We start from the raw sequence: 22,193 nt of genomic DNA on the forward strand, positions 1-22,193 counted from the left end.
CTCCGCGCGGCCGGACGAAATCCGGTACACGGCGCACGCGAGGCTGCGAGGCCTTGATCAGTTGGTCGCGAGGCTGCTTTTCAGCAGGAATTCCAGCAAGTCGTCCGAGGTCGGTTCGCCCCAGGTATCGAGCGCCAACCACCGGAAGAAGCTGGTTTGCGCCAGCTTGCTCGCCTTCTTCTTCGGCGACAGCGTGAGGTCCTTCGAACCGGCCACCGTTTCGTTGTAACGCTCGAGCAGCCTGGTCTGGTCGTCGATCTCCAGCTCGCGGAAATACGCGCCGGCTTCGTCGACCTTTGCGGCCAGATATTTGTCGCGAATCTGTTCCTGCTTGCTCTGCGCGGATTCCTTTGCCGGCGCGGCCGCTTCGGTCCCCTGCCCGTCGGCCAGCGTATAGCCATGCGTCAGCGCCTTACGGAAATATGCGGCCACGTTGTCGACCGGCGCTGCGTTCTTCTTCGTAGTCCGATTGAGCGTATAGGCAATTGCTGCCTTGATGCGCTGCACACCATACTGCGTGATCAACCGGCGCGCTTCCGAACGCGGGATGCCGAACTTGGCGACTTCGTCGACGAGTGCTTCGTTCTTGACGTCGCCTTCCTCGACCGTATCCGCGCTCTGCTTGCGCGTTACCTTGAACTGGACAGCCTCCACGCTGCGACCTGACTTGTGTTCGATCAGCTCGAGCGTATGGTCGGAAACTTCGTTCACCTCCTGAATGCACGGCACCAGGACTTTGCTCTTGAAGAGCTTGTACTCCTTGTACGACTGCGACGCTTTGTCCTGACCGAGAATGAGATCGCGGAATTTCGGCAGCGGAATCTTTGCCGTGATGCCGATCCCCTCGTAGCGCACCGTATTTTCCCAAAGGGCAAGCGAGTGCGAGCGCCGAAACTCGCGCGCGATCCGCATATCGATGAGCGCGTAGATTTCCGGATTGAGCAGTTCGCTGCGAATCTGGTCGGAGAAGCTGTACTTCAGCACCGATTGCTCGAGCTCGGCGCCGGCGAGCAAGCCCGACGCCTTCCACACTGTCGAGCGGTCCGCGGCAAGGTAGTCCCAGTTGACGACGGTACTGATCAGCGAGTTGACAGTGTCCTTCACATACTTCGTGTTGTTGCTGTTCAACCCGCTCTCATGTGACAGCGCGGCGATCGAGATCGAGAAACTCGTCCGGCCCGGCTCGAACGCTTCCTGACGAAGGGCGTTCTTGATCAGTGAGCTGAACATCTTGCGCTGCTGCAGACCGATCTTTCCGGACTTTGGAGCGATATGAATCGCCTGGACCGCCTTGCGCAGCAGATCGGGCGGTTCGGGCGTCTGAAATAGCGAAACCTGCTTGTCGGAGCCTTTGATTGCGGGCTTGCGCGGCATCGTGATGTCCGGAGAAGGTGACCGTGTTGATGGCGGACTTTATACCTTTTCAAGCCGTCGAGCAACGACCCGTTCTCCAGTATCACTTTCAATAGTGCCGCTAACATAGCGATTCAAAAGGAAAAATTCCATTTTCACGATTTGTGCGACACCCCATATCCATATACCTTTTCGCCAAGAACCACTCCCAGATCCGGCTACCTGTGTGGCCTGACGCCAGAGGCCGGCATGGGAATTGCCTTACTGAAGGTACCCATTCATGGGAAATAATCCAGGGCAACTGGATTGACGAATCCGGTTCGTGGTGCCCTGCAACACGGTCTGCATTCCCCCATAACACGCTACCTTTGGAATATCCCATGAATGGGTACCTATTCAGATCCGCCAGCTCGGCGTCTTGCCTCCATCGGTATCTCCAAGACGAAAGCATCTCCTATAAATGGCTACCTCATGATTCCCCCACAGAAGGTGACCTTTCCGCCGCCCTGATCCTGTTTATGGGACCCTGGATCCTAAGGGATGAGCAGAACGAGATCATTCTGCCCAAGCTGTCGCCCATAAACGGCTACCTGAAATCCATCCCATAACTGGCAACCCCACATGAAATGCTGTGCCCGGCACCGTAGATGATTCAGCAAGAAGGCACCATAAATGGGTACCAATAGCTTCCCCCATAGAAGGCTACCTGACGCGTTTTTGGGCGAAAATCCCATAGCAGGCTACGTGTTCCCCATATCCACATCCCCCATTTCCCACAGCTCGGTACCGGATTCCCCAAATCCACAGACCTGAAACCCCATATTCATCCGCCTGTGCCCCCATAAATGGGTACCGAACACCTGGCAAACCGTTGCCAGACAAGGCTGTGAGCCGTCTAAAAGTAGTTAAAGAAGTAAACGTTGTTTATCAAAGATGTAAACACACGTGTGCCTGTGCAGAAAAACACCCCCCATAAACCGCTACCCATGCGTACGGAAAAGGCTTGTAAGCACAGCAATCCAGACGCCTCGCCTGTTCGAACCCCCCATTTCTGCCTTATTTTTCAAGCGTTCCAAGCCTGGCAAGGCATTTCCTGATGGTGAGTACCCACTAACAAGCTCTCAAACGTAGAAACTTATGGGAGGAAATCCTCGTTTTCGGGGCATAGGTTCCCACCTATGGGAGTGAAAGACATCCCCAACGGCATGTTCCTCGTCCGGGATTTCCCGTAGATGGGCGACAGCCGCGCCCGACAGCGGGGTCCGCAGGTTTCCGTCAATGCAGTGAGAAATCGCCGAAATTCATTCTCGAGCCGTTTTTTTGGCATCTGTGCCACCGTTTCCATGGAGAACTCTTCGGTTGTCACATATTGATCTGTCGGGCACTTTCCAGCCGATGGCCCGTCCACCGACGGAGCCGGCTGGCTCTTGCACCGCTCATTCCGCGTCGCGGTTTTCTACCTTTGGCCCAGGATCGGAATTGGCAACGTATTCCGAGGCTCGACCGGAATCACATCACTGTGCCGCGCGAGATGCCGACTATGGGCACTCGATCGTAACAATCCTGGCGAGCCGACCCGAACGTGAGGCTGCGCTATCGGCATGACTCAGTCTCACAGGATCCGCACTCGAATCCCGAAAATTCTCACCGTAGGAAGCGGCCTTTTCCTGTAAAAGCTCACCTACAAGGCGTCTGCCGGACTAACAAACCGTGAGGCGACGCCTCTACCCCGATGCTGTCACCGAACGGAAAAGCTGTGGGGCATACACGCGGCGCCGAACACATCGCCGTTCTCGTCAGGCTGAAGACTGTGCGCGACGTCGGTGCGAAACCAAGCGCGACGCACTCGCACCGGCGACCGAAGGCGTCATGCCCGAGCGCAATCGTGAACGAATGTCGATCGAAGCGTTCACCTTGAGAGGCGGAAGTCGTCGTTACCCGTAGACGTCATCTCCCACAACCGGCGACGAATAGAACTGAACAGGTGACCATGAGTGCGGCGATCGGTTACCCGAACGTTCGACTCGCATCGTGCCGACGCGCGGCGGAACGCGGCAGGCTCGGTACGAATGAATCGTGGTCGTTTATGGGAGCAACCGCCGTTCGGGCGGCAGCAAGTCGCAACATGGTGCACAGGTCCGCGATCCCGCCGCATGTCCCGCTCATGAGACAACGATCGCGTTGCGTGAGCAGCAATTTCCATGGATGAAACAGTCGGCGTTGTGCGAGGGTGGGAAATACCTAGATCGATTGAATCTTCATCGGCAATCTGCACAGTATCGGTGGAACGATCCGCTTCGTCACACCGTTGCCGCGGTCGTGCATGTTGCGTGGCTGCCGAGCACGATGCATCGTCGTGGCGCCAACGAAAAGCGGAGCGGGCGGCGCGCGGGACACATGACGATAGGACACTCCCATACATGTATCCCCGCGACGGTACGCACGATGGCGCCACATTTCTTGCAACACGGTTATGATGCAAAGGCCCTGACCGCGACATGAAGACTGGTCAGGGGCAGGGGCGGTATCTCGATGTGCTTTCACTCCGTGACCAATCAGAAAAGAGAGTTCAGCGATGCGAATCCAGATCAGAAAACTGACGCTGGCTGCTACGGCAGCAGCGTTCCTCTTCGGCTCGGCCGCTCCGGTGTTCGCGCAGACCGACGCCAGCGCACCGGCCGCATCCGCCGCATCGGATGCGAAAGCCGCGAAGCGTGAAGCACGCAAGGCAGCGCGAGCAAAACGCAAAGCCGAACACAAGGCAGCGCGTGCAAAGAACAACGCCGAGCTGAAGAAACTCGAAGACGCTGGCTACAAGCCGGCAGCCAACGATCCGAACTATCCGCAGAATCTGCAGAACGCTCAGAAGAAGGCGGGCGAAGCCGCTGGCGCAAGCCAATAAGCATTCCGCCAAGACAAGCCCCGGCGCGAGCCGGGGTTTGTCGTTTGTGCTGCTGAAACGCGATGCGCGGCCAGTCACCATGCAGATGTGACATCCGGGCCAATTGATTCGGCATCCTTTGTTTATAGAAGAGATGAATGCCATCTCGATCCGTCGAATCTTCCTGCTCGCCGTGAACGACACACACCATCCTGCTTGTTCATTTTCAGAGGAATCCTACGGAATGCAGCAGATCGATGGATGAATCACAAAACGAAAATCGATCATGCACGAGCGATAAGGCTTCGCGCAAGCGCACAGGAAATTCGCATCAATCGAGCGGCTGCACATAGTGCAACGACCTGGTCGCCGACCTCCCGATTCGGTCAGCGCCGCCCGTCCGCCGCAGCGTTCCCCGTCGCTTTCAGCCAGTCCTTGAATGCCCGCACGGCCTCGTCTTCCGCGCGCGCAGCCGCCACGTAAGTGAAATAGCGCCACGGCGGCAATGCCGGTTCGCTGAACGGCTGCACGAGCCGGCCTTCGGCGATGTCGTCCGCGACGAGCGCGATCGGCCCCATCGCGACGCCGAGGCCGTCCAGCGCGCCTTGCAGCGTCAGATAGAAATGTTCGAGCGTGAGCGAATGCTGCGGTACCAGGTTCGCATGCCCCGCAGCCGTGAGCCACTCGGGCCACATGCCGGGATAGGTGGCCGCATGCAGCAGCGTGAAGCCGGCGAGATCGGCCGGCGTACGCAACGGCCGGCCCTCGAGCAGCTTCGGCGCGCATACGGGCAGCCGGATTTCCGACAAGAATTCCTCCGCAACATATCCATCGATTGCCTGCGGGCCGCCGCGGACGATCAGGTCGACTTTGTCGCGCAACTTCTCGATCGGGTCGTTCGATGTCGACAGCCGCACCTCGATTGCCGGATGCGCAACCTGGAACGACGACAGCTTCGGCACGAGCCAGCGCAGCGAAAACGTCGCGGGGGCGCTGACGCGCAGCACGCGCTGCTGCCCCTGGCCGAAATGCTGCGCGGTGGCGAGCGCGATTCGGTCGAACGATGCACCGACCTCGGCGAGGTACAGGCGGCCGGCATCGGTCAGTTCGACGCGCCGGTTGTGCCGCTCGAACAGCGCTCGGCCGAGCCATGCTTCCAGTTGCTGAACATGCCGGCTGATCGCGCCATGCGTGACGCACAGCTCGTCGGCGGCGAGCGTGAAACTGCCGAGGCGGGCCGCGGCTTCGAACGCGCGCAGCGAATTCAACGGAGGGAGTCGTCGGGCCATGCATCACTTCGCGTGAAATTTACTCACGCGAGCACTCAGTTTTAATCGTTTGATCGGGTGATCCTGCTCCGCCAATATGGCACACAAACGGCCGACGCGGCCGAAATAGATGTCTGAATTTCTCACATGGAGGATGGAGCATGCCGAACGTGGTGGTGGTGGGCGCCCAATGGGGTGACGAAGGCAAGGGGCGCGTCGTGGACTGGCTGGCGGCGCAGGCCGATCTCGTCGCACGCTACAACGGCGGCCACAACGCGGGCCATACGCTGGTCGTCGGCGACAAGACGTACAAGCTCGCACTGCTGCCGAGCGGCATCGTGCGTGGCAAGCGTGGCGTGATCGGCAACGGCGTGGCGCTCGATCCGGAAGCGTTGCTGGCCGAGATCGGGCGGATGGCCGAGCTCGGGTTGTCGGTGACGCCGGATAATCTGTCGATCGCCGAGAATGCCACGCTGGTCCTGCCGATTCACCGTGCGATCGACCGGGCGCAGGAGCGTCTGCGTCGCGAACCCATCGGCACCACGCTGCGCGGGATCGGGCCAGCTTACGAGGACAAGGTCGGGCGCCGCGGGTTGCGGGTCGCCGATCTGGCGGAGCCGGGCCAGCTTGCCGACAAGCTCGATGTGCTGGTCGATCATCACAATGCATGGTTCCGCGGCCTGGGGCTCGAGCCGTGCTCGCGCGATGCGATGCTGGCAATGCTGCTCGACATCGCACCGAAGATTTTGCCGTTCGTGCGTCCCGTATGGGCTGACCTCAACGACGCGAACGACCGCGGCGAGCGCATTCTGTTCGAGGGCTCGCAGGCCGTGATGCTCGATATCGACTGGGGCACTTATCCGTTCGTTACGTCGTCGGGCACCGTTGCGTCGGCCGCGGCGGCCGGCACGGGCCTCGGCGCGTCGAAACTCGGCCACGTGCTGGGCGTGACGAAGGCGTACGCGACGCGCGTCGGCGGCGGACCGTTCCTCACCGAACTGACCGACGCCACTGGCGAAACGCTGCGCGCACGCGGGCAGGAGTTCGGCGTCAACACGGGTCGGCCGCGCCGCTGCGGATGGCTCGATGCCGCGCAGTTGCGGCAGGCAGTCCGGATCTCCGGCATCGATTCTCTCGCGCTTACCAAGCTCGACGTGCTCGACGGTGTCAGGTCGATCGCGCTGTGCGTTGGCTACGACCTTGACGGCGCACGCGTCGAGCATCTGCCCGCGAGCCTCGATGCGCAGGCGCGCGCAACGCCCGTCTACGAAACGTTCGGCGGGTGGGACGGCACCGTGAAGGGGGTACGCGAGCGCGCGGCGTTGCCGCGCGACGCTCAGGATTTCATCGCGCGTATCGAAGCGATCGCGGGTGTGCCCGTGTCGATGATCACGACCGGCGCCGAGCGCGACGACACGATTGTGCTGAGCAACCCCTTCGACCCGTTCTGAGTGCGACGCGGCACGCGCGATGAGTGTCCGGCAGACCGCGTCGGTTCGGAGCCGGTCGTCCTTCGGCATGGGGTATCGCAATGGGCGATCGCTCGCCGATGTGGCGTACGGCAAACTGGACATGCCTGCACCGCTGCGGTACTGTTCCGCACAATTCGCGCCAGACCGGAACGTGCCGGGGCGGGCGCCGCTGCAAGGCGATTTCAATCCCGGGGACATGTCGATGGACACGTTACAGATGATGCGCATTTTCGTCCGGGTGGCGGAGGAGGGCAGCTTCACGAGCGCGGCCCAGCGCCTGGACATCACCACCGCCTACGCATCGCGTTCGGTCGCGCAACTCGAAACGCACCTGCGCACCCGTCTCCTCAACCGGAGCACGCGCCGCATCGCATTAACCGATGCTGGACAGCGCTATCTCGACCGCTGCCAGCGCATCCTCGGCTATATCGACGAAGCGGAAGCCGAGGCGGCCGACGCGCAGGCGAAGCCGTCGGGTCGCCTGCATGTGCATGCGACGACCAGTTTTGGCCAGGCCTACCTGGTGCCTGCGGTGGTGCGATACCGGGAACGCTATCCGTCGGTAGCCGTCGAGCTCACGCTGTCGCAGCATGTACCCGACATCATCGACGAAGGCTACGACGTGTCGCTGCAACTGAGCACGACGGAGCTGCCGGACTCGGGGCTGGTGTCGCAGCGGCTCGGCGATGTGCATAGCGTGCTGTGTGCGTCCCCGGCATACCTGAAGGCGCGCGGCACGCCGCGCACCGTGCGCGATCTCGAATCGCATGCGTGCCTTCAGATCGTCACGCCGATCTTTCCACGCGACCGGTGGCATCTCGACGGCCCCGACGGTCGCGAGACCTTCGAACTGCCACTGCCGGATTTTCAGGTCAATATCGCCGATGCGCTCGGCGCCGCATTGCGCGCCGGCCTCGGAATCGGCTCATTGCCGATGTCGACCGCGGTGCCCGCCCTGGCGAGCGGTGCGCTGGTTCGCGTGTTGCCCGAGTACCGGCTGCAGAAGCTGACGGTCTACACGCTGTACGCATCGCGCCAGTACCTCGACGCAAAGATCCGCACGTTCGTGGATTTCCTGCGTGAATGCGTGCCTGAAATGCTGTCCGCCGACGAGGCGGCGCTGCGCGGCTCCTGCGAGCCCTGAGCGAAGGCCGGACAACGAATGCCGGGCCGAATGACTCGGCACTCGCAACGTAGCCCGTGAATCGACGTTTGGCCATGCCAGATATTTTGCACACCGAAGTTGATGACGAGGGTGCAGCGGAGTTTTCGAGACTGGGGGTATTCCAGAGCTGCCCGTGGCACTCCCATTCCCTCGTGCGCGCTTTGGTGTCGAACCCGTGACGCGCGAGACGGCCGCATCACGAATTCATTCCGCAAAACGACAACGCCACGGCTGCAAGTCCGTGGCGTTTCGCTTCATGCATCGCTGCCGGGCAGCGGTGGGGGGTCGCTGCGATATTACTGCTGCTTGTCCCAGAGCGTGCGTCCGAAGAACGTGAGCGTGCGATCCCACGCGATCTGCGACCACACCGGATCGAACTGCGTGCCGCCGATGCGGCCCGGGCCGACGGCCGTTTCGTTCGCGAACGCGTGATGCGCGAGATAGCGGTGGAATTCGATGTCGACCTTTGCGTCGGTCAGCTTCTTGTCCAGCGCATCGACCTGGTCGATTGCGAAGAACGCATCCTGCGTGCCCCAGTGTCCCATCAGCGGCACCTTGATCTTTGAAGGATCGAGGTAGTCGAGCGGGGGGAAGCCGTACCAGGTGACGCCGGCGTCCGCATCGGCGAACTGCAGGGACAGCAGCGTGAGAGCGCCGCCCATGCAGAAGCCGGTGATTGCCACGCGCGACGCGTGTGTCTTCAGGTATTGCACCGCGCCGGGAATGTCCTGTGATGCCGCGTCGCCGAAATCGAGGCCTGTCATCAGGTGGTGCGCTTCTTCCTCCTCCACCGTCGCCTTGCCGCGATACAGGTCGGGCACGAGCGCGAAGTAGCCGCAGCGCGCGAGACGGTCGGCAACGCCGCGGATCTGGTCATTCAGGCCCCACCATTCCTGAATGACGACGACCGCGGGCGCACCCTCGGTCTTTTCCGGCGTGGCGAGGTAGCCCTGCAGTTCCTGGCCGTCCGGACGGCGAAACGTGATCATGGAACCGGATGTTTGAGACATGAAACCGCTCCTTTTCGAAAAATGCGATGAGTGCGGCATCGGGTCGGCCAGCGAGTGCGGTATGCCCGGTGAGTCGAGGCTTCGCTCGTGCTCGCTTCGGCCGGCGCCGACCACGCGGCCATTCTATGCGCAAACGCCGGCGGTCCGCGTGAACGTCGCGTTGGCCGAACCGCCCCCACGCATCGGTCGGGCTTCGTGCAGCGCGCATGTCGTGTGTACCGAAAGCGAAACACCCCGCCCCGATGAACGGGAGCGGGGTGTTTCGTCGATAGCGGGCGTATCGCGTGTTGCGCCGCGTTTGGCGGCCTTATTGACCGAAATAGACCGAGTCGCGAGCGTTCTGCTTGACCGCGATTGCGCGGCCGGTACGCACGCCGGCTGCGGCCTGCGTGCCGTAACCCGTCGAGTCGCCGTTCGTCACGCGTGCCTGCGCGGTCTGCAGCGCATTCGGATAGTGGGCGTCGGACACTTCCGGCTTGTACCCGGCCTGTTCGAGCTGGACGAGTTCGGCGCGGACTTGAGCGCGCGTCAGTTGGTCCGACGGATTCGCCTGAGCGAATGCGCCAAGAGATGCGGACAGGGCAGCGGCAGCGGCGACTGCGTGGATGAACGATTTCATGGTGACCTCCGGTTTTCGTCGATTTCGCGCTTCGCGTGTTGCGTTGAGCGGTTGATTGCATCGTAGCGATCGCGATACCAGTCGGAAATACGCGTTCCAGCGAATGATTATTGCAACTGGGTAAACGATTAAGAGGATTTCGTCTGATGATTATTGGCATGGCTGATGTGGTGGTCACGGGTTGCAGTTGGCGCTATTCGTGAGAAAAATTGTTACGTGACAACTTCATGTCGTCACGCGTGACGGCGCGGGCTGCGAGGCAGGACAGCCGGTTTCGCCGACACACGCAGCCACCCGCCATCGGGAAGGGCAACTACGGAGTTCACCTGGCGTCGGCAAAACGCCTATAATAATTGGGCAAATTGCCGGAGAAGATCCATGAGCACGATCGCATTCCATCCGTCGGGCGCCGCACACCCGCGTCAGGCCGAGTTCACGATCCTCGAGCAGCTGCTCGCGATTCGCGTGCGCTCGGGGGCCGATCTCGCCGAGCTGGCGAGCGCGCGTGTCGACGTTGCGGTGATCGATCGGCTGTCAGAACGCGGCCTGAAGTCGGACGAACTCGCGTTCATCATCCCCCGACGCACACTGAGCCATCGTCGCCAGGCGCACGAGCGCCTGTCGCCGGAGGAGTCCGACAAGGCGATCCGGCTGGCACGCATCGTCGCGCAGGCGACGGCCACGTTCGGCGACCAGGACAAGGCGATGGCGTGGCTGCGCAACGGGCTCCAGCGCTTCGGCGGACGCACGTCGCTCGACATGTCGAGTACCGAGCATGGCGCGCGACTCGTCGAAGAAGCCCTCACGCAGATCGACGAGGGGTACTTCGCTTGACGACGCTGTGGCGGATCAGCAATTACGCGGACCTGAAAGGCGTCGGCGGATTGCGGGCCGGTGGGCGCTGGCATTTTGCCGGGCAGCCCGTCGTCTATCTCGCCGAGCATCCGGCGCTTGCACTGCTCGAGACGCTCGTTCACTTCGAAATCGCCACCGTTGCGCAATTGCCGAGCGGATACCAGTTGCTTCGCATCGAGGTGCCTGAATCGGTGGACGTTGCCGAGATCGCGGATGGCGATGCGCCGGCCGACTGGCGAGAGAACGTCGACTGGACCCGCAGCGCCGGCACCGAGTGGCTGCACACACAGCCGAGTGCCTTGCTGCGCGTCCCGAGCGTCGTCGTGCCGCACGCGCACAACTTCCTGTTGAATCCGCTGCATCCTGCCGCATCCGACATCCGCATCGCGGAAGTCATTCAGTCGCCGTACGACAGCCGGATTCTGCGGCTGGTCCAGTCGAACGAGCGCGAATAGGACTGGCCGCACGCGGATGCGTGCACAACACCGATCAGCATGCGCGCGCGGTCTGCACCCGCATCGGGCGCCAGCGTCCGCCGGATTTGCGTAACCGTTCATGAGCTGGCGACGCCACGCATTGCGCCGATATCGGCATGCGGATGTCGGCCAACTGGCGGCGCGCATAGGCGTTGCGGTGTTGCGCAGCACGCGCGGACCCAGGTCGATTGCGTGAAAGCCGATCGCGAGCGGTTCGACGACGTTGCATGCACGACGTGCTGGTCACGCCACCCCATTCCGTTCTTGCGCAAAAAAATCCGTTCGTGGGACTATCGATCGGGCTGCCTGCCCGTCGAGGGAGGCAGGCAGCATGGCGAGCATCGCAACGGCCTACAAGAATCTCGAGAGAAAATGAGCAGAACCGCGATTGTCCCCGCATACGCGTTCGCATTCGTCGCAGCCGTCCTGATGACGGCGTGCGGCAGTGACGACATCGAAAACAACACAGTCGCCACGTCGTCGCCTGTATCCGACGCGAGCTGCCTCGCGATCGACAGCAGTGGCTCGACGGTCGTCGTGGGCTCGAACCAGCCGGGCGATCCGTCGCTGCCGGAAGCCTCGTCGGGTTATCGCACAGGCATGAAACCCGTCTATGCGAAGACGTACCTGGTGGCGACCTCGAACGCTTATGCCAGTGCGGCCGGCTGCGCGGTGCTGAAGCGGGGCGGTACGGCCGCCGACGCGGCAGTCGCCGTGCAGGCCGTGCTCGGCTTGACGGTGCCCGAGGCGACCGGGCTCGGTTCGGGCGGCGTGCTGCTCTACTACGATGCGCGCGGCAAGACGTTGCAGGCATACGACGGACGGGAAACGGCGCCGGCCGCGGCAACCGGGAACTACCTGCGCTATGTCGACGACCAGACCGACCAGTCGGCACCTCAACCGAACGCGCGCGCAAGCGGGCGTTCGATCGGCACGATCGGCGTGCCGCGGCTCATCGAGGCGTTGCAGCAGGATCACGGCAAGCTGCAGTGGCAGGGGTTGTTCGGCGACGCGATCACGCTCGCGACCAACGGCTTTCCGATCGGTGGCCGGCTGGCCGATGCCATCGCGTTGAATGCGGCGAACCTGAAGCGCGACCCCGAGGCCGCCGCGTATTTCCTGAACGCCGACGGCACGCCGAAGACGCTCGGCACCGTGCTGAAGAACCCGGCTTACGCGCATACGCTGACGCTGATGGCGCAGTCCGGCGCGAATGTGCTGTACACCGGGCAGATCGCACAGGACATCGTCGCGAAGATCGCGACGACGCGGGGCGCCGACGGCTCGACGATCACGCCCGGCAAGACGACCATCGCCGATCTGGCCGCGTACCAGGCGAAGCGCCGCGAACCCGTGTGCACGACCTATCGGAACTATTGGGTATGCGGGATGCCGCCGCCGTCGTCGGGCGGTATCGCGGTCGCGTCGGCGCTCGGCATTCTCGAGAACTTCGACCTGACGCCGCTGAAGCCGACGGCGATCGATCTCGAAGGCGGCAAGCCGACCGTCGCCGGCGTGCATCTGATCACCGAAGCCGAGCGCCTCGCGTATGCCGATCGCGACAAGTACGTGGCCGATACGGATTTCGTGCCGCTGCCAGGTGGCACGTGGGACACGTTGCTGAACAAGCCATACCTGAAGTCGCGTGCCGCATTGATCGACACGAGCCGCAGCATGGGCACCGCGCAGCCCGGCAATCTCGGCGCGGTGCCGCTCGGCGTCGACACGACGCTGATCGAGCACGGCACCAACCAGTTCACGATCGTCGATGGCGATGGCAACGTGCTGAGCGCGACGACGACCGTCGAGTCGAGCATGGGCTCGTTCCATATGACCCACGGTTTTCTGCTGAACAACCAGCTGACCGATTTCTCGGCGAACCCGGTCGACAGCGCCGGCAACCCGGTGGCGAACCGCGTGCAGCCGGGCAAGCGGCCGCGCAGCTCGATGGCGCCGACAATTGTGTTCGGCAGGGCCGCGGACGGCTCGCGTGGCGATTTCGTGATGGCCACCGGTTCGCCGGGCGGCGGGACGATTCCGCAATACGTGGTGAAGACGCTCATCGGCGCGCTCGACTGGCGGCTCGATGCGCAGCAGTCGGCGGGGCTTGTCGACTTCGGCGCGAGCAACAGCCCGACGACGAACGTCGGCGGCGAGCATCCGAACGTCGATGCGTCGAACAACGGCGCGAACGATCCGCTGATCGCGGGGCTCGTCGCGCTCGGGCACAAGGTATCGACGTCCGCGCAGGCGAGCGGTATCAACACCGTGATGCGCGTGACGGTCGGCCAGTCGCCCGCGCTGCAGGGCGGTACCGATCCGCGGCGCGAAGGTGCCGTGCTGGGTGACACGTTCAGGCCGTGAGCGGGCGGCATCCGAGTATGACGTGCGGCTCGGGTCTGTCGATCGCGGCGGATACAGCGCTGCGCGTGACCGACATGAACCATGAAGCGACTCGTGATCGCAACGATCGACGAACAGAACGGCCACGCATCGTGGCAAGGGGCCGCCGTGACGAACGCGCATCTGCTTGAAATGGACGCCATCCTGTCGGGGCCGGGATTTTTCGATTTCCTCGGCGACGTCGATTGCGATCGCGCGCTGACCAGCCGCGAAGCGGAGCCGTTCGACATCTGCTGGATGACGGCATTCGACGAAATCGACGGCGATCCGGGGGCCGCGCTCGATAAGGCGGCAGTGGACGCACTCAGGGAAAAGGCGTTCAGGCTGGCGTTCCGGGCATCGGGGAATGCCGACATCGCGGCATGCGTGTCCGACGACATCGAGCTGATCGCGAGAAGCCGGTTGTCTGGCTGCACCGACGGCTGGCCGACCCGCGTTCTTTGGGATGCCTACAGGAATGGCCGCTTTCCGTGCTAGCCGATACTTCGTGCCCGGTGCGCCGATGCATGTCATCGAGCGACGCCAATCACGCGCCGCGCGCGATGATTGTCAAACAGTGTGAGTCAATCGTCAGCATTTGCAACTGAAGTAACAGTCCCTGCAATTCGATGGTTTTGGACGTTGGCGCGGCTACATTAGCTCCACCTGCCGCACGTCGCGGCGAGGCATGCGACCAGCCGCACGAAGGCGGCTCGCAGCAACAACGTCTTTGGGGAGAATGACCATGAACAAGATTCGCACGATTCTGCTTGGTGCCGCGCTGACGGCAATCGCATCGGCTGCTTTCGCACAAACGGCACAGACGGGCGCACAAGGCTCCGCCGGCGTCGGTGCACAAGTCCAGACGCCGCTGCTCGGCGGTGGCGTGGGCGTGCAGGCAGGTGCAGGCGCGAATGCAGCGGGCTCGGGTTCGGGCGCAGGCAACCTCGTCGGCGGTGCGCTGAACGGCGTGGGCAAGACGGTGGGCGGCGTCGGCTCGGCAGCGGGCAACGCGGTCGGTGGCGCAACGCAGGCAGTCGGCTCGGCCGCCGGCTCGGCGAAGGATGCCGCAGCATCGGCCGTGCACGCGACGAAGTCGCACGTGAAGCATGTCGCGAACTCCGCAAAGAGCCGCGCGCAGGGCGCGGTGTCGACGGCCGGTGATGTCGCCGGTGGCGCGAAGGCAAAGGCCGGCGAAGCGCTCGAGGGCGCGACGAACGCGGTGCAGGGCGGCGCATCGGTCGGCGTGAAGGGTTCGGCGTCGGCACAAGGCGGCGCGCTGTAAGCGACACGCAGTCTGCCAAGGCCCGGCCCGCTTCGATGCGGGCCGGGCTTTTTTCATTGGGCCCGCCGCGCATCGTGGTGGTCGCGTTGGTGTGCCGTGGATCGCAACAGGCGGTCCGCACGCCCTCTGCCGTTGCTTGCCCGCCACGCTTGAATAGCGCGACTCCCGGTCGCCGGCCCGCCCTCGGGCAGCGCAGGTCCATTCGGGCAAGCATGTCCGATCGGCATCGTGACGACAGACGATTTCAACGTGTCGCCCCAGTTTGCCCGGTGTGATCCGATAATATTCCGAGGCATCGCGATTCCCGTGTTTCGAGTCGCATATTCGTCGCGGCTGCGCGATAACGCGCAGATCGAGAGCACCGGGTCGCGCGCATTCCCGAGGCCCGGTTTCAGGTACCATCCCGACCCGCTGGCGAGGGTGGCATCATCGGCCGGACGATGTTTCATCGTCGCGATGCAACGGCGATGTTCCGGTTCGTACCTCGCGGCCGCGTTGCGCCGCTCGACAGCGCACAATGCTTGTCGACATCGTCCCTTCGTCCTGAAACAGAGGAATCTTCGTGAAGTTCATCCACGCGGCAGACATTCATCTTGATAGCCCGTTGCACGGCCTGAGCGCGTATCCCGACGCACCGGCCTCGCAGTTGCGCAACGCATCGCGCGAGGCACTGCGACAGCTCGTGGATCGGGCGATCGAAGAGGAGGTCGCGTTCCTCGTGATCGCCGGCGACCTGTACGACGGCGACTGGAAGGACCACAACACCGGCATTTTTTTCGGTCAGCAAATGGGCCGCCTGCGCAAGGCCGGCATTCGCGCATTCGTGCTCGGCGGCAATCACGATGCCGAAAGCGAGATGACGAAGAAGTTGACCTTGCCCGACAACGTCACCGTGTTCGGCCATCGCAAGCCGGAAACCCATCTGTTGCCGGAATTCGACGTCGCGCTGCACGGGCAGAGTTTCAAGGACAAGGCCGTTGTCGACAATCTCGCGATCGGCTATCCGGATCCGGTGCCGGGCCATTACAACATCGGCGTACTGCACACCGCGCTAGAAGGCTATGCAGCGCATGCGAACTATGCGCCGTGCACGCTGGCGGAACTGCACGCGAAGGGCTACGACTACTGGGCGCTCGGCCACGTGCACGAGTTCCAGCAATGGTCGGGACCATCGACCGTGGTGTTTCCCGGCAACCTGCAGGGTCGCCATATCCGCGAGACGGGCCGCCGCGGCGCGGTGCTCGTGACGGTCGAGCAGGGGCACACGCAGGTCGAGCGCCTGTACCTCGACGTGCTGCGCTGGGAAGCCTTGTCGGTCGACGCGGCCGATTGCCTCACGGTCGCCGACCTGTCGAGAAAAATCGGCCAGTCGCTGGAAGCGCTGTTGAGCGTCGACGGTCACGTGCCGCGAGCGGTGCGCGTGACGGTCACGGGGCGCACGCCTGCGCACGGACTCTTCTTCGGCCGTGCGCCGCAATTGCGCGCCGAGGTGCTGAACCAGATCGGCATCATCGGCAACGAACGGCTGTGGCTGGAGAAGGTCCGTCTCGCGACGTCCGCGGCTGAGCAGCCACACGGCGAGAGCGAGCAACTCGAGGCGCTGGAGGATCTGAAGCAGATCCTGGCCGACGCCGCGCACGATCCGGATTTTCTCGCGCTGCTCGAACGCGACCTGAAGCCGTTCGTCGGCAAGGTGCGCAGCGACGTGAAGGAAGAGGTGCCGCTGCTGACGATGGCGCGCGCTGGCGAACTCACGGCGCTGGTCGAGCAGGTCGGTCCCGCGTTGCTCGCGCGGCTGGCGAGGGGGGAATAAGCGATGCGCATCAGCCAGCTCGATCTGATCAAGTACGGCAAGTTCACCGACGAGACGCTGCGCTTTCCGTCGGCCGGACACGATTTCCATGTGATCGTGGGGCCCAACGAGGCAGGCAAGTCGACGATCCGGACGGCCGTGTCGGAACTGCTGTTCGGGATGAAACTGCAAACGCCGCTCGACTTCCTGCATGCGACGCCCGACCTGCGGATCGGCGGCGTGCTCGAGGGGAGCACCGGCGCGCTCGCATTTCATCGCGCCCGCGGGCGCAGTCCGTTGCGTACGCCCGCCGACGACAAGCTGCCGGACGACTACCTCACGGCCGTGCTCGACGGCGCGACGCGCGAGTTCTTCGAGCAGATGTTCGGGCTCGATCATGGGCGGCTCGTCGATGGCGGCCGGAGCATTCTCGACGCGTCCGACAAGCTCGGCCAGGTGCTGTTCGAATCGGCGGCGGGTGTCGGCACGCTCGGGCCCGTGCGCGAGGAGCTCGAAGCGCGCGCGGGCGAGCTGTGGGCGCCGCGACGCAGCGGCAGCGCGTTCGCGCAGGCCGAGACGTCGTTCAACGAAGCGGTGGGCGAACTGAAGGCCGTCCAGGTGCGTACACGCGACTGGGTCGATCGCAAGGAGGCGCGCGACGCGGTCGAGCAGGAGATCGGGCACGCGCGTGTGGAGCAACGCCGCCTCGAAGCGCTGCGCTCGAAGCTCGAGCGTGTGCGGCGGTTGGCGCCCTACCTGAAGGAACTGACGATCAAGGAAGCCGCACTTGCCGAACTGGGCACAGTCGTCGAGCTTCCGCCGACCGCGTATGCCGACTTGCTGAAAGCGCAAGGCGATCTCGCGGCGGAACAGAAGGTACTCGAGGAGCGACGTGCCGACTTGCTCGCGAAACGGCAGGCACGCGATGCGATCGATCCGGATACCGAAGCGTTGGCGCTCGAAGGCGACATCGAGGCGCTCGACCGGTTACGCAGTGCATGCATGAATCATGCTCAGGATCTGCTGTTGCTCGGCGCGGATGTGGAGCGACATCTGTCCGCCGCGGCTTCCGCCGCAGCGCAGCTCGGCTGGCCCACCGACGAGGCGTCGCTGCGCGCTGCATTGCCGACCGCGCTGTCGCTGAAGACGGTCGCGAACCTGTTGCGCGATCATGGCGCGCTGCATCAGGCGCTGGCCGGCGCGCGTGAATCGCTCGACGAACGCACTCAGGAACTCGCACAGGCGCAGGAACAGCTGGCGCGTCTGTCTACCGTCGATGTGCCGGAAGTGCTTCGTGCCGCGCTCGCCGATGCGCAGGGCTTTCGCGGCAGCGGCCAGCGCGAACTGATGCTCGAGCGCGACATTGCCGCTGCCGAGCGCACGCTCGCCGACGCGCTCGATGCGCTCGGCCAGTGGCGCAAGCCGGTCGACGCGCTGCGTGTGCTCGACGTACCCTCGGCCGCGCGGCTCGGTGCGCTGCTCAACGAAGCAAGCGAGCGCGCGAGTGCGGCGGCCGCCGCACGCGATGCACGGGACGGCGCGCAGGAGGAATACGAGCGGCTCGAACTGCAGGAGAAGCATTTCGCGGAGACCCACAAGGTCGTTACGACCGCGGAGGTGCTGGCGGCGCGCGCGCGTCGCGACGGCGCGTGGGGCGACATTCGCAACGGCACGGTCGATCTGGCAACGGGCGCGCAGGCCGTCGACGATGCGATTCGCCTCGCCGACGAACTCGTCGACGCACAGCTCGGCGCCACGCAAGCGGCGGCGACGCTGCAATCACTGCGTCAACAGGTCGAATCCGCGCGTGCCGTGTTGATGCGCCGGCAGGCGGTCATGGACGAGCGCGAACGCGAGCTCGCCGTGCATCGCGACGCGTGGTCCGAACTGGCGACGACGGCCGGTGTACCCGGCATGCCGCTGGCGGCGATGGGCGACTGGCTTGCGAAGCGCGATGCGGTGTTTGCCGTGCAGTCCGAACTTGACCGCCTGCGCCGCGAATTAGCGACGATCCGCGATGCCCGCGCCGGCGCGGAAGCCGCGTTGCGTTCTGCGCTGCGCCTGGTCTCGCGCGGTGGCGACGCCGATGGGTTGGCGGCACTCATCGCGATGGCCGAGACGTTCGTGCAGTCGGCGGAGAAGACGCTTGCGCAGAAGGACAGCCTCGAGGACCGCGCGCGCGAAGCCGAACGCGGATGCGCGACGGCCCGTTCGCGCGCCGGCCAGGCCCAGGCCGTCTACGATGCGTGGCAAGCGCAATGGCGGGACGCGCTCGCCGACGCGAAGCTGCCCGCGAACGCGGTGACGCTGGCTGCGGCGGAAGGGGCGCTCGGGCTCGCGAACGCGGTGACCGACGAACTGGCCGACGCCGATGCGCCGCGCAACCGGATTGCCGCGATTCGTGCCGAGCTGGCTGCGCTCGAGGCCGGAGCACGGCGGCTGGCCGAGGCGCTCGAACCCGAATGGCTGGCGAGCGGCGACTGGCTGGAGGTCGCGCGCCGGTTGACGATGCGCGTGGCGGCCGCACGGGAAGCCGCTCGCGCGATCGCTCGTGCCGACGACGCGGTGCGTCAGGCCGACGGCAAGGTCGCTGATGCGGCCGCCGCGGTGGCGGGCGCGGACGCACGCATTCAGCCGTTGCTGCAACTGGCCGGCGTCGCGTCGATCGACGCTGCGCTGCCGCTGGCCGAGCGATCGGATCGGCAGCGCCAGCTCCGGCAGGCCATCGACGCCGCGAAGGAGGCGCTGGTGCGCGACGGCGACGGGTTGTCCCAGCCGGCCATCGAGGCCGAGGTCGCCGAACAGAACATCGCCGACGTGCCCGCGCACCTCGAAGCGGTGAAGCAATCGCTCGACGACGTCGGCAAACGTCTGAACGCACTCGCGCAGCAACAGGTCGTCGCCCAGCAGGCGTTCGGCGCGATCGACGGTCAGGCGAACGCAGCCGTGGCCGAGGCGAAGCGGCAGGAAGCGCTGGCGGCAATGGGCGATGCGGCCGAACAGTATCTGGAGGCAGCGACCGCGAGCCGCCTGCTGAAGTGGGCGACCGATCGCTATCGCGATCAGAAGCAGGGGCCGATGCTGCGCCGCGCGGGCGAGATTTTCGCGGGGCTGACGCTCGGCGAATTCGCGCGGCTGACCGTCGACACTGAGCGAACGCCGCCCGCGTTGTACGCGCGTCGCACGAAGGGCACGTCGGTCGAGGTCGCCGGCCTGAGCGAAGGGACGCGCGATCAGTTGTTCCTCGCACTGCGAATCGCGGCACTCGAGCTGCAGCTCGCCAGCAGGACCGCGCTGCCGTTCGTTGCCGACGATCTGTTCATCAATTTCGACGATGCGCGCGCGAAGGCGGGACTCGAGGCGCTGCGCGATCTGTCGACGCGGACCCAGGTGTTGTTCCTGACGCACCACGATCACCTGCTGCCGCTTGTGCGCGACGTGTTCGGCGCGCAGGTCAACGTGGTCGGGCTGCAGCGCGAGGCGGCCGGCGCATGACGCCGGACGGCCCGAAGTTCCGATATGTGGGAATGGTCATCGCGTACAGGTAGTATGTGCGGTTCCGAAACGCACGCGTCCGGTTCAACCGGTCGCGGGTCCGGCCACACGAGGGATCAACATGAACAAGTTGGTAGCTGCCATCGCGTTCGCGGCGGACAAGCATCGCAATCAGCGGCGCAAGGACGACGAGGCATCGCCGTACATCAACCATCCGATCGCGCTGGCCGCCGTACTGGCCAACGAAGCCGGCATCGAGGACGAGCGCGTGATCGTCGCGGCGGTGTTGCACGACACGATCGAGGACACCGAGACCACCGAGCAGGAACTGCTGCGGCTGTTCGGCAAGGACATCGCGGACATCGTGATGGAAGTCACCGACGACAAGTCGTTGCCGAAGGACGAGCGCAAGCGCCTGCAGGTCGAGCATGCGGCGACCATCAGCCGGCGCGCGAAGCTCGTGAAGCTCGCCGACAAGATCTGCAACCTGCGCGACATTGCGCGGCATCCGCCCGCGGACTGGCCGCTCGAGCGCAAGCAGGCGTACTTCGACTGGGCGAAGTCGGTCGTCGACCGGATGCGCGGCGTGCATCCGGGCCTGGAGGGAATCTTCGATGCCGCGTACGACGCGCGGCCGGCGGACTGACGCGCAGCCATGCAGGCGGCCCGATCTCGATCCGTCGCCCGGTCGTTGCCCGCGGTGGCGGGCGTCGACGTGGGCGGCGACAGGAAGCAATGCGATCTCGTGATCTTGCGCGGCTCGACGATCGTCTGCCGCGAGGAGCGGATCGCGCCTGAAGCGCTGCCTTCGCTGTGTATCGAGCATGACGTGGTGGCCGTCGGCGTCGACGCGCCGAGCCTGTGGTGGACGGGAAGCGGACGCCGGGCTGCCGAGCAGGCGCTTGCGCGTGAACGAATCTCGTGTTTCCCGACGCCGTCGCGCGAGCAGGCCGTGGCCAGCACATCGGGCTTCTTCGACTGGATGTTCATGGGAGAGCGCGTCTACCGCGCGCTGGCCGACGCTTATCCGCTGCTGACCGGCGCGCGCTATGTCGGCGGGCGCGTGAGCTTCGAGACTTATCCGTACGCGATTACCTGCGCGATGCTTGGCAAGGCGATCGCGTCGGCGAAGCAGAAACGCAACCAGCGCCGGCAATTGCTGACCAAGCTCGGGATCGACGTGTCGACATTGCGCTCAGTCGATGCGCGCGACGCGACGCTGTGTGCATTGACCGCGCAATACGTGATCGACGGAAACGCGCACGCGTATGGCGATGCGGAAGGCGGGTATATCCGTGTGCCGATCGTCGGCGAAACGATTAGTCTCGATGTGCTTCAGTCAGAGGCCGCGGCTGACTGATATCCGTGAACCTGTGACAGAAAGGTGAGCTTTTTCGGGAGGCGCATCGGGCAGTCGACATCGAGGTGTCGAGCAGTGACAGCCGGTCGGCATGGGCGGAGCCGGTGGCGTGCGCGACATGTATGCAGTCGAGGCACCGTACGCTTCCCGGCTGAATGATCAGTCTTCGAGAATGGACTTCGGCACGCTGGAGAGATCGCAGGCAGCCGCCTGTTCGAAATAGCCCTGCGCATCGTCGATCATCACGACCGCGACGTCGATCAGTTCGTCGAGTCGCTGCAGCAGCGATTCGCGCCACTCGATGTCTTCGTCGCGCTCGGGCGTCTTGTCGAGTTGCTCGATGATCGAATCGGCCGTTTGCAGGAACGGGATCGCCTGTTGATAATTTTCGATTGAGACCATTGCTGCGTTACGCGCGCCCACGAGCCGTTCACGATGCTCGTCCGCCAGTTCCGACTCGCCGCTGATGCGCGGCAGGACATCCGAGATGTGTTGCAGGAGCGGTGGAACCTGTTCCTCGAGCATGTCGGCGCGCTCGCGCAGCGCGGCGTATTCATCGCGGAGATCGGCGTCGCCGGATTGAGTGGTGGTATCCATCGTCGTGTATGAGTACGTTGTTCGATCGCGGCATGATACTCGACGGCGTGCGAGCCCTTGTTCGTGCGCAGGCCGATGCCTGGCGCCGGGCAAATGCGCAGCGCGGTCGAACAGAGGGCGTATTCGATTCCTATTTGGGATGGGAGGAAAGACGGGCTCGCGTCGGATTCATCGTGGGCTCCT

17 protein-coding genes are annotated in these 22,193 nt (G+C 64.2%); 12 read left to right on the forward strand and 5 right to left on the reverse strand.

Features of this window, described 5'->3' with window-relative positions; genetic code table 11:
* Positions 1 to 57 precede the first annotated feature (57 nt).
* Positions 58 to 1,374 carry a replication initiation protein gene (locus WI26_RS29995; RefSeq protein WP_059536518.1) on the reverse strand — a complete coding sequence of 439 codons (1,317 nt, stop codon included), beginning with the start codon at positions 1,372 to 1,374 and terminating at the stop codon, positions 58 to 60.
* Positions 1,375 to 3,928: 2,554 nt separating this feature from the next.
* Here WI26_RS29995 and WI26_RS30005 point away from each other — a divergent pair.
* Positions 3,929 to 4,255, forward strand: a complete 327-nt coding sequence (locus tag WI26_RS30005; RefSeq protein ID WP_059509331.1) for a hypothetical protein — start codon at positions 3,929 to 3,931, stop codon at positions 4,253 to 4,255.
* Between the two features lie 365 nt (positions 4,256 to 4,620).
* Here the strand turns inward: WI26_RS30005 and gcvA are convergent, their stop codons facing one another.
* On the reverse strand, positions 4,621 to 5,523 hold the full coding sequence (gene gcvA / locus WI26_RS30010; RefSeq protein WP_069228239.1) for a transcriptional regulator GcvA: 903 nt from the start codon (positions 5,521 to 5,523) through the stop codon (positions 4,621 to 4,623).
* 140 nt (positions 5,524 to 5,663) lie between these two features.
* Between gcvA and WI26_RS30015 the strand changes: the two genes are divergently transcribed.
* Both WI26_RS30015 and WI26_RS30020 read left to right on the forward strand, forming a co-directional pair.
* Positions 5,664 to 6,953: an adenylosuccinate synthase gene (locus tag WI26_RS30015; RefSeq protein ID WP_069228240.1), complete on the forward strand. Its 1,290-nt coding sequence runs from the start codon at positions 5,664 to 5,666 to the stop codon at positions 6,951 to 6,953.
* Positions 6,954 to 7,176: 223 nt separating this feature from the next.
* Positions 7,177 to 8,118 carry a LysR family transcriptional regulator gene (locus tag WI26_RS30020; RefSeq protein WP_059509373.1) on the forward strand — a complete coding sequence of 314 codons (942 nt, stop codon included), beginning with the start codon at positions 7,177 to 7,179 and terminating at the stop codon, positions 8,116 to 8,118.
* 317 nt (positions 8,119 to 8,435) lie between these two features.
* Here WI26_RS30020 and WI26_RS30025 read toward each other — a convergent pair whose 3' ends face one another.
* Together WI26_RS30025 and WI26_RS30030 are read right to left on the reverse strand one after the other, a co-directional pair.
* The gene (locus tag WI26_RS30025; protein ID WP_069228241.1) at positions 8,436 to 9,149 is read right to left on the reverse strand and encodes a dienelactone hydrolase family protein; all 714 of its coding nucleotides are present in this window, start codon (positions 9,147 to 9,149) and stop codon (positions 8,436 to 8,438) included.
* Between the two features lie 307 nt (positions 9,150 to 9,456).
* Positions 9,457 to 9,768: a DUF4148 domain-containing protein gene (locus WI26_RS30030; RefSeq protein ID WP_069228242.1), complete on the reverse strand. Its 312-nt coding sequence runs from the start codon at positions 9,766 to 9,768 to the stop codon at positions 9,457 to 9,459.
* A gap of 378 nt (positions 9,769 to 10,146) precedes the next feature.
* Here WI26_RS30030 and parS point away from each other — a divergent pair, with 378 nt between their 5' ends.
* The 9 genes from parS (at position 10,147) to WI26_RS30075 (ending at position 21,413) form a co-directional block, all read left to right on the forward strand.
* Positions 10,147 to 10,602 carry an antitoxin Xre/MbcA/ParS toxin-binding domain-containing protein gene (gene parS, locus WI26_RS30035; RefSeq protein WP_059509341.1) on the forward strand — a complete coding sequence of 152 codons (456 nt, stop codon included), beginning with the start codon at positions 10,147 to 10,149 and terminating at the stop codon, positions 10,600 to 10,602.
* Complete coding sequence (locus WI26_RS30040; protein ID WP_060323144.1) at positions 10,599 to 11,078, forward strand: RES family NAD+ phosphorylase; 480 nt, start codon at positions 10,599 to 10,601, stop codon at positions 11,076 to 11,078. Before parS ends, WI26_RS30040 begins: the two co-directional genes overlap by 4 nt.
* Positions 11,079 to 11,471: 393 nt before the next feature.
* On the forward strand, positions 11,472 to 13,463 hold the full coding sequence (locus tag WI26_RS30045; protein ID WP_069228243.1) for a gamma-glutamyltransferase family protein: 1,992 nt from the start codon (positions 11,472 to 11,474) through the stop codon (positions 13,461 to 13,463).
* A gap of 171 nt (positions 13,464 to 13,634) precedes the next feature.
* Entirely contained in the window at positions 13,635 to 13,979 is a 345-nt protein-coding gene (locus WI26_RS30050) for a hypothetical protein (protein WP_059595702.1), read from the forward strand.
* 247 nt (positions 13,980 to 14,226) lie between these two features.
* Positions 14,227 to 14,766 (forward strand): hypothetical protein, encoded by a 540-nt coding sequence (locus WI26_RS30055; RefSeq protein WP_069228244.1) that lies wholly within the window; start codon positions 14,227 to 14,229, stop codon positions 14,764 to 14,766.
* Between the two features lie 562 nt (positions 14,767 to 15,328).
* A complete protein-coding gene (locus tag WI26_RS30060) occupies positions 15,329 to 16,579 on the forward strand; it encodes a metallophosphoesterase family protein (protein WP_059536505.1) in 1,251 nt (416 codons plus the stop codon).
* Positions 16,580 to 16,582: 3 nt separating this feature from the next.
* Positions 16,583 to 20,053 carry an ATP-binding protein gene (locus WI26_RS30065; protein ID WP_069228245.1) on the forward strand — a complete coding sequence of 1,157 codons (3,471 nt, stop codon included), beginning with the start codon at positions 16,583 to 16,585 and terminating at the stop codon, positions 20,051 to 20,053.
* Positions 20,054 to 20,174: 121 nt separating this feature from the next.
* Complete coding sequence (locus WI26_RS30070; RefSeq protein ID WP_059505901.1) at positions 20,175 to 20,699, forward strand: HD domain-containing protein; 525 nt, start codon at positions 20,175 to 20,177, stop codon at positions 20,697 to 20,699.
* A 9-nt stretch (positions 20,700 to 20,708) separates the two neighbouring features.
* The gene (locus tag WI26_RS30075; protein WP_059536500.1) at positions 20,709 to 21,413 is read left to right on the forward strand and encodes a DUF429 domain-containing protein; all 705 of its coding nucleotides are present in this window, start codon (positions 20,709 to 20,711) and stop codon (positions 21,411 to 21,413) included.
* A gap of 159 nt (positions 21,414 to 21,572) precedes the next feature.
* On the opposite strand, the gene WI26_RS30080 is transcribed toward WI26_RS30075, so the two are convergent.
* Positions 21,573 to 22,010 carry a hypothetical protein gene (locus tag WI26_RS30080; RefSeq protein ID WP_059536497.1) on the reverse strand — a complete coding sequence of 146 codons (438 nt, stop codon included), beginning with the start codon at positions 22,008 to 22,010 and terminating at the stop codon, positions 21,573 to 21,575.
* Positions 22,011 to 22,193 lie beyond the last annotated feature (183 nt).

It is taken from the genome of Burkholderia diffusa (assembly GCF_001718315.1).
GTDB classification, from domain to species: Bacteria; Pseudomonadota; Gammaproteobacteria; order Burkholderiales; family Burkholderiaceae; genus Burkholderia; species Burkholderia diffusa_B.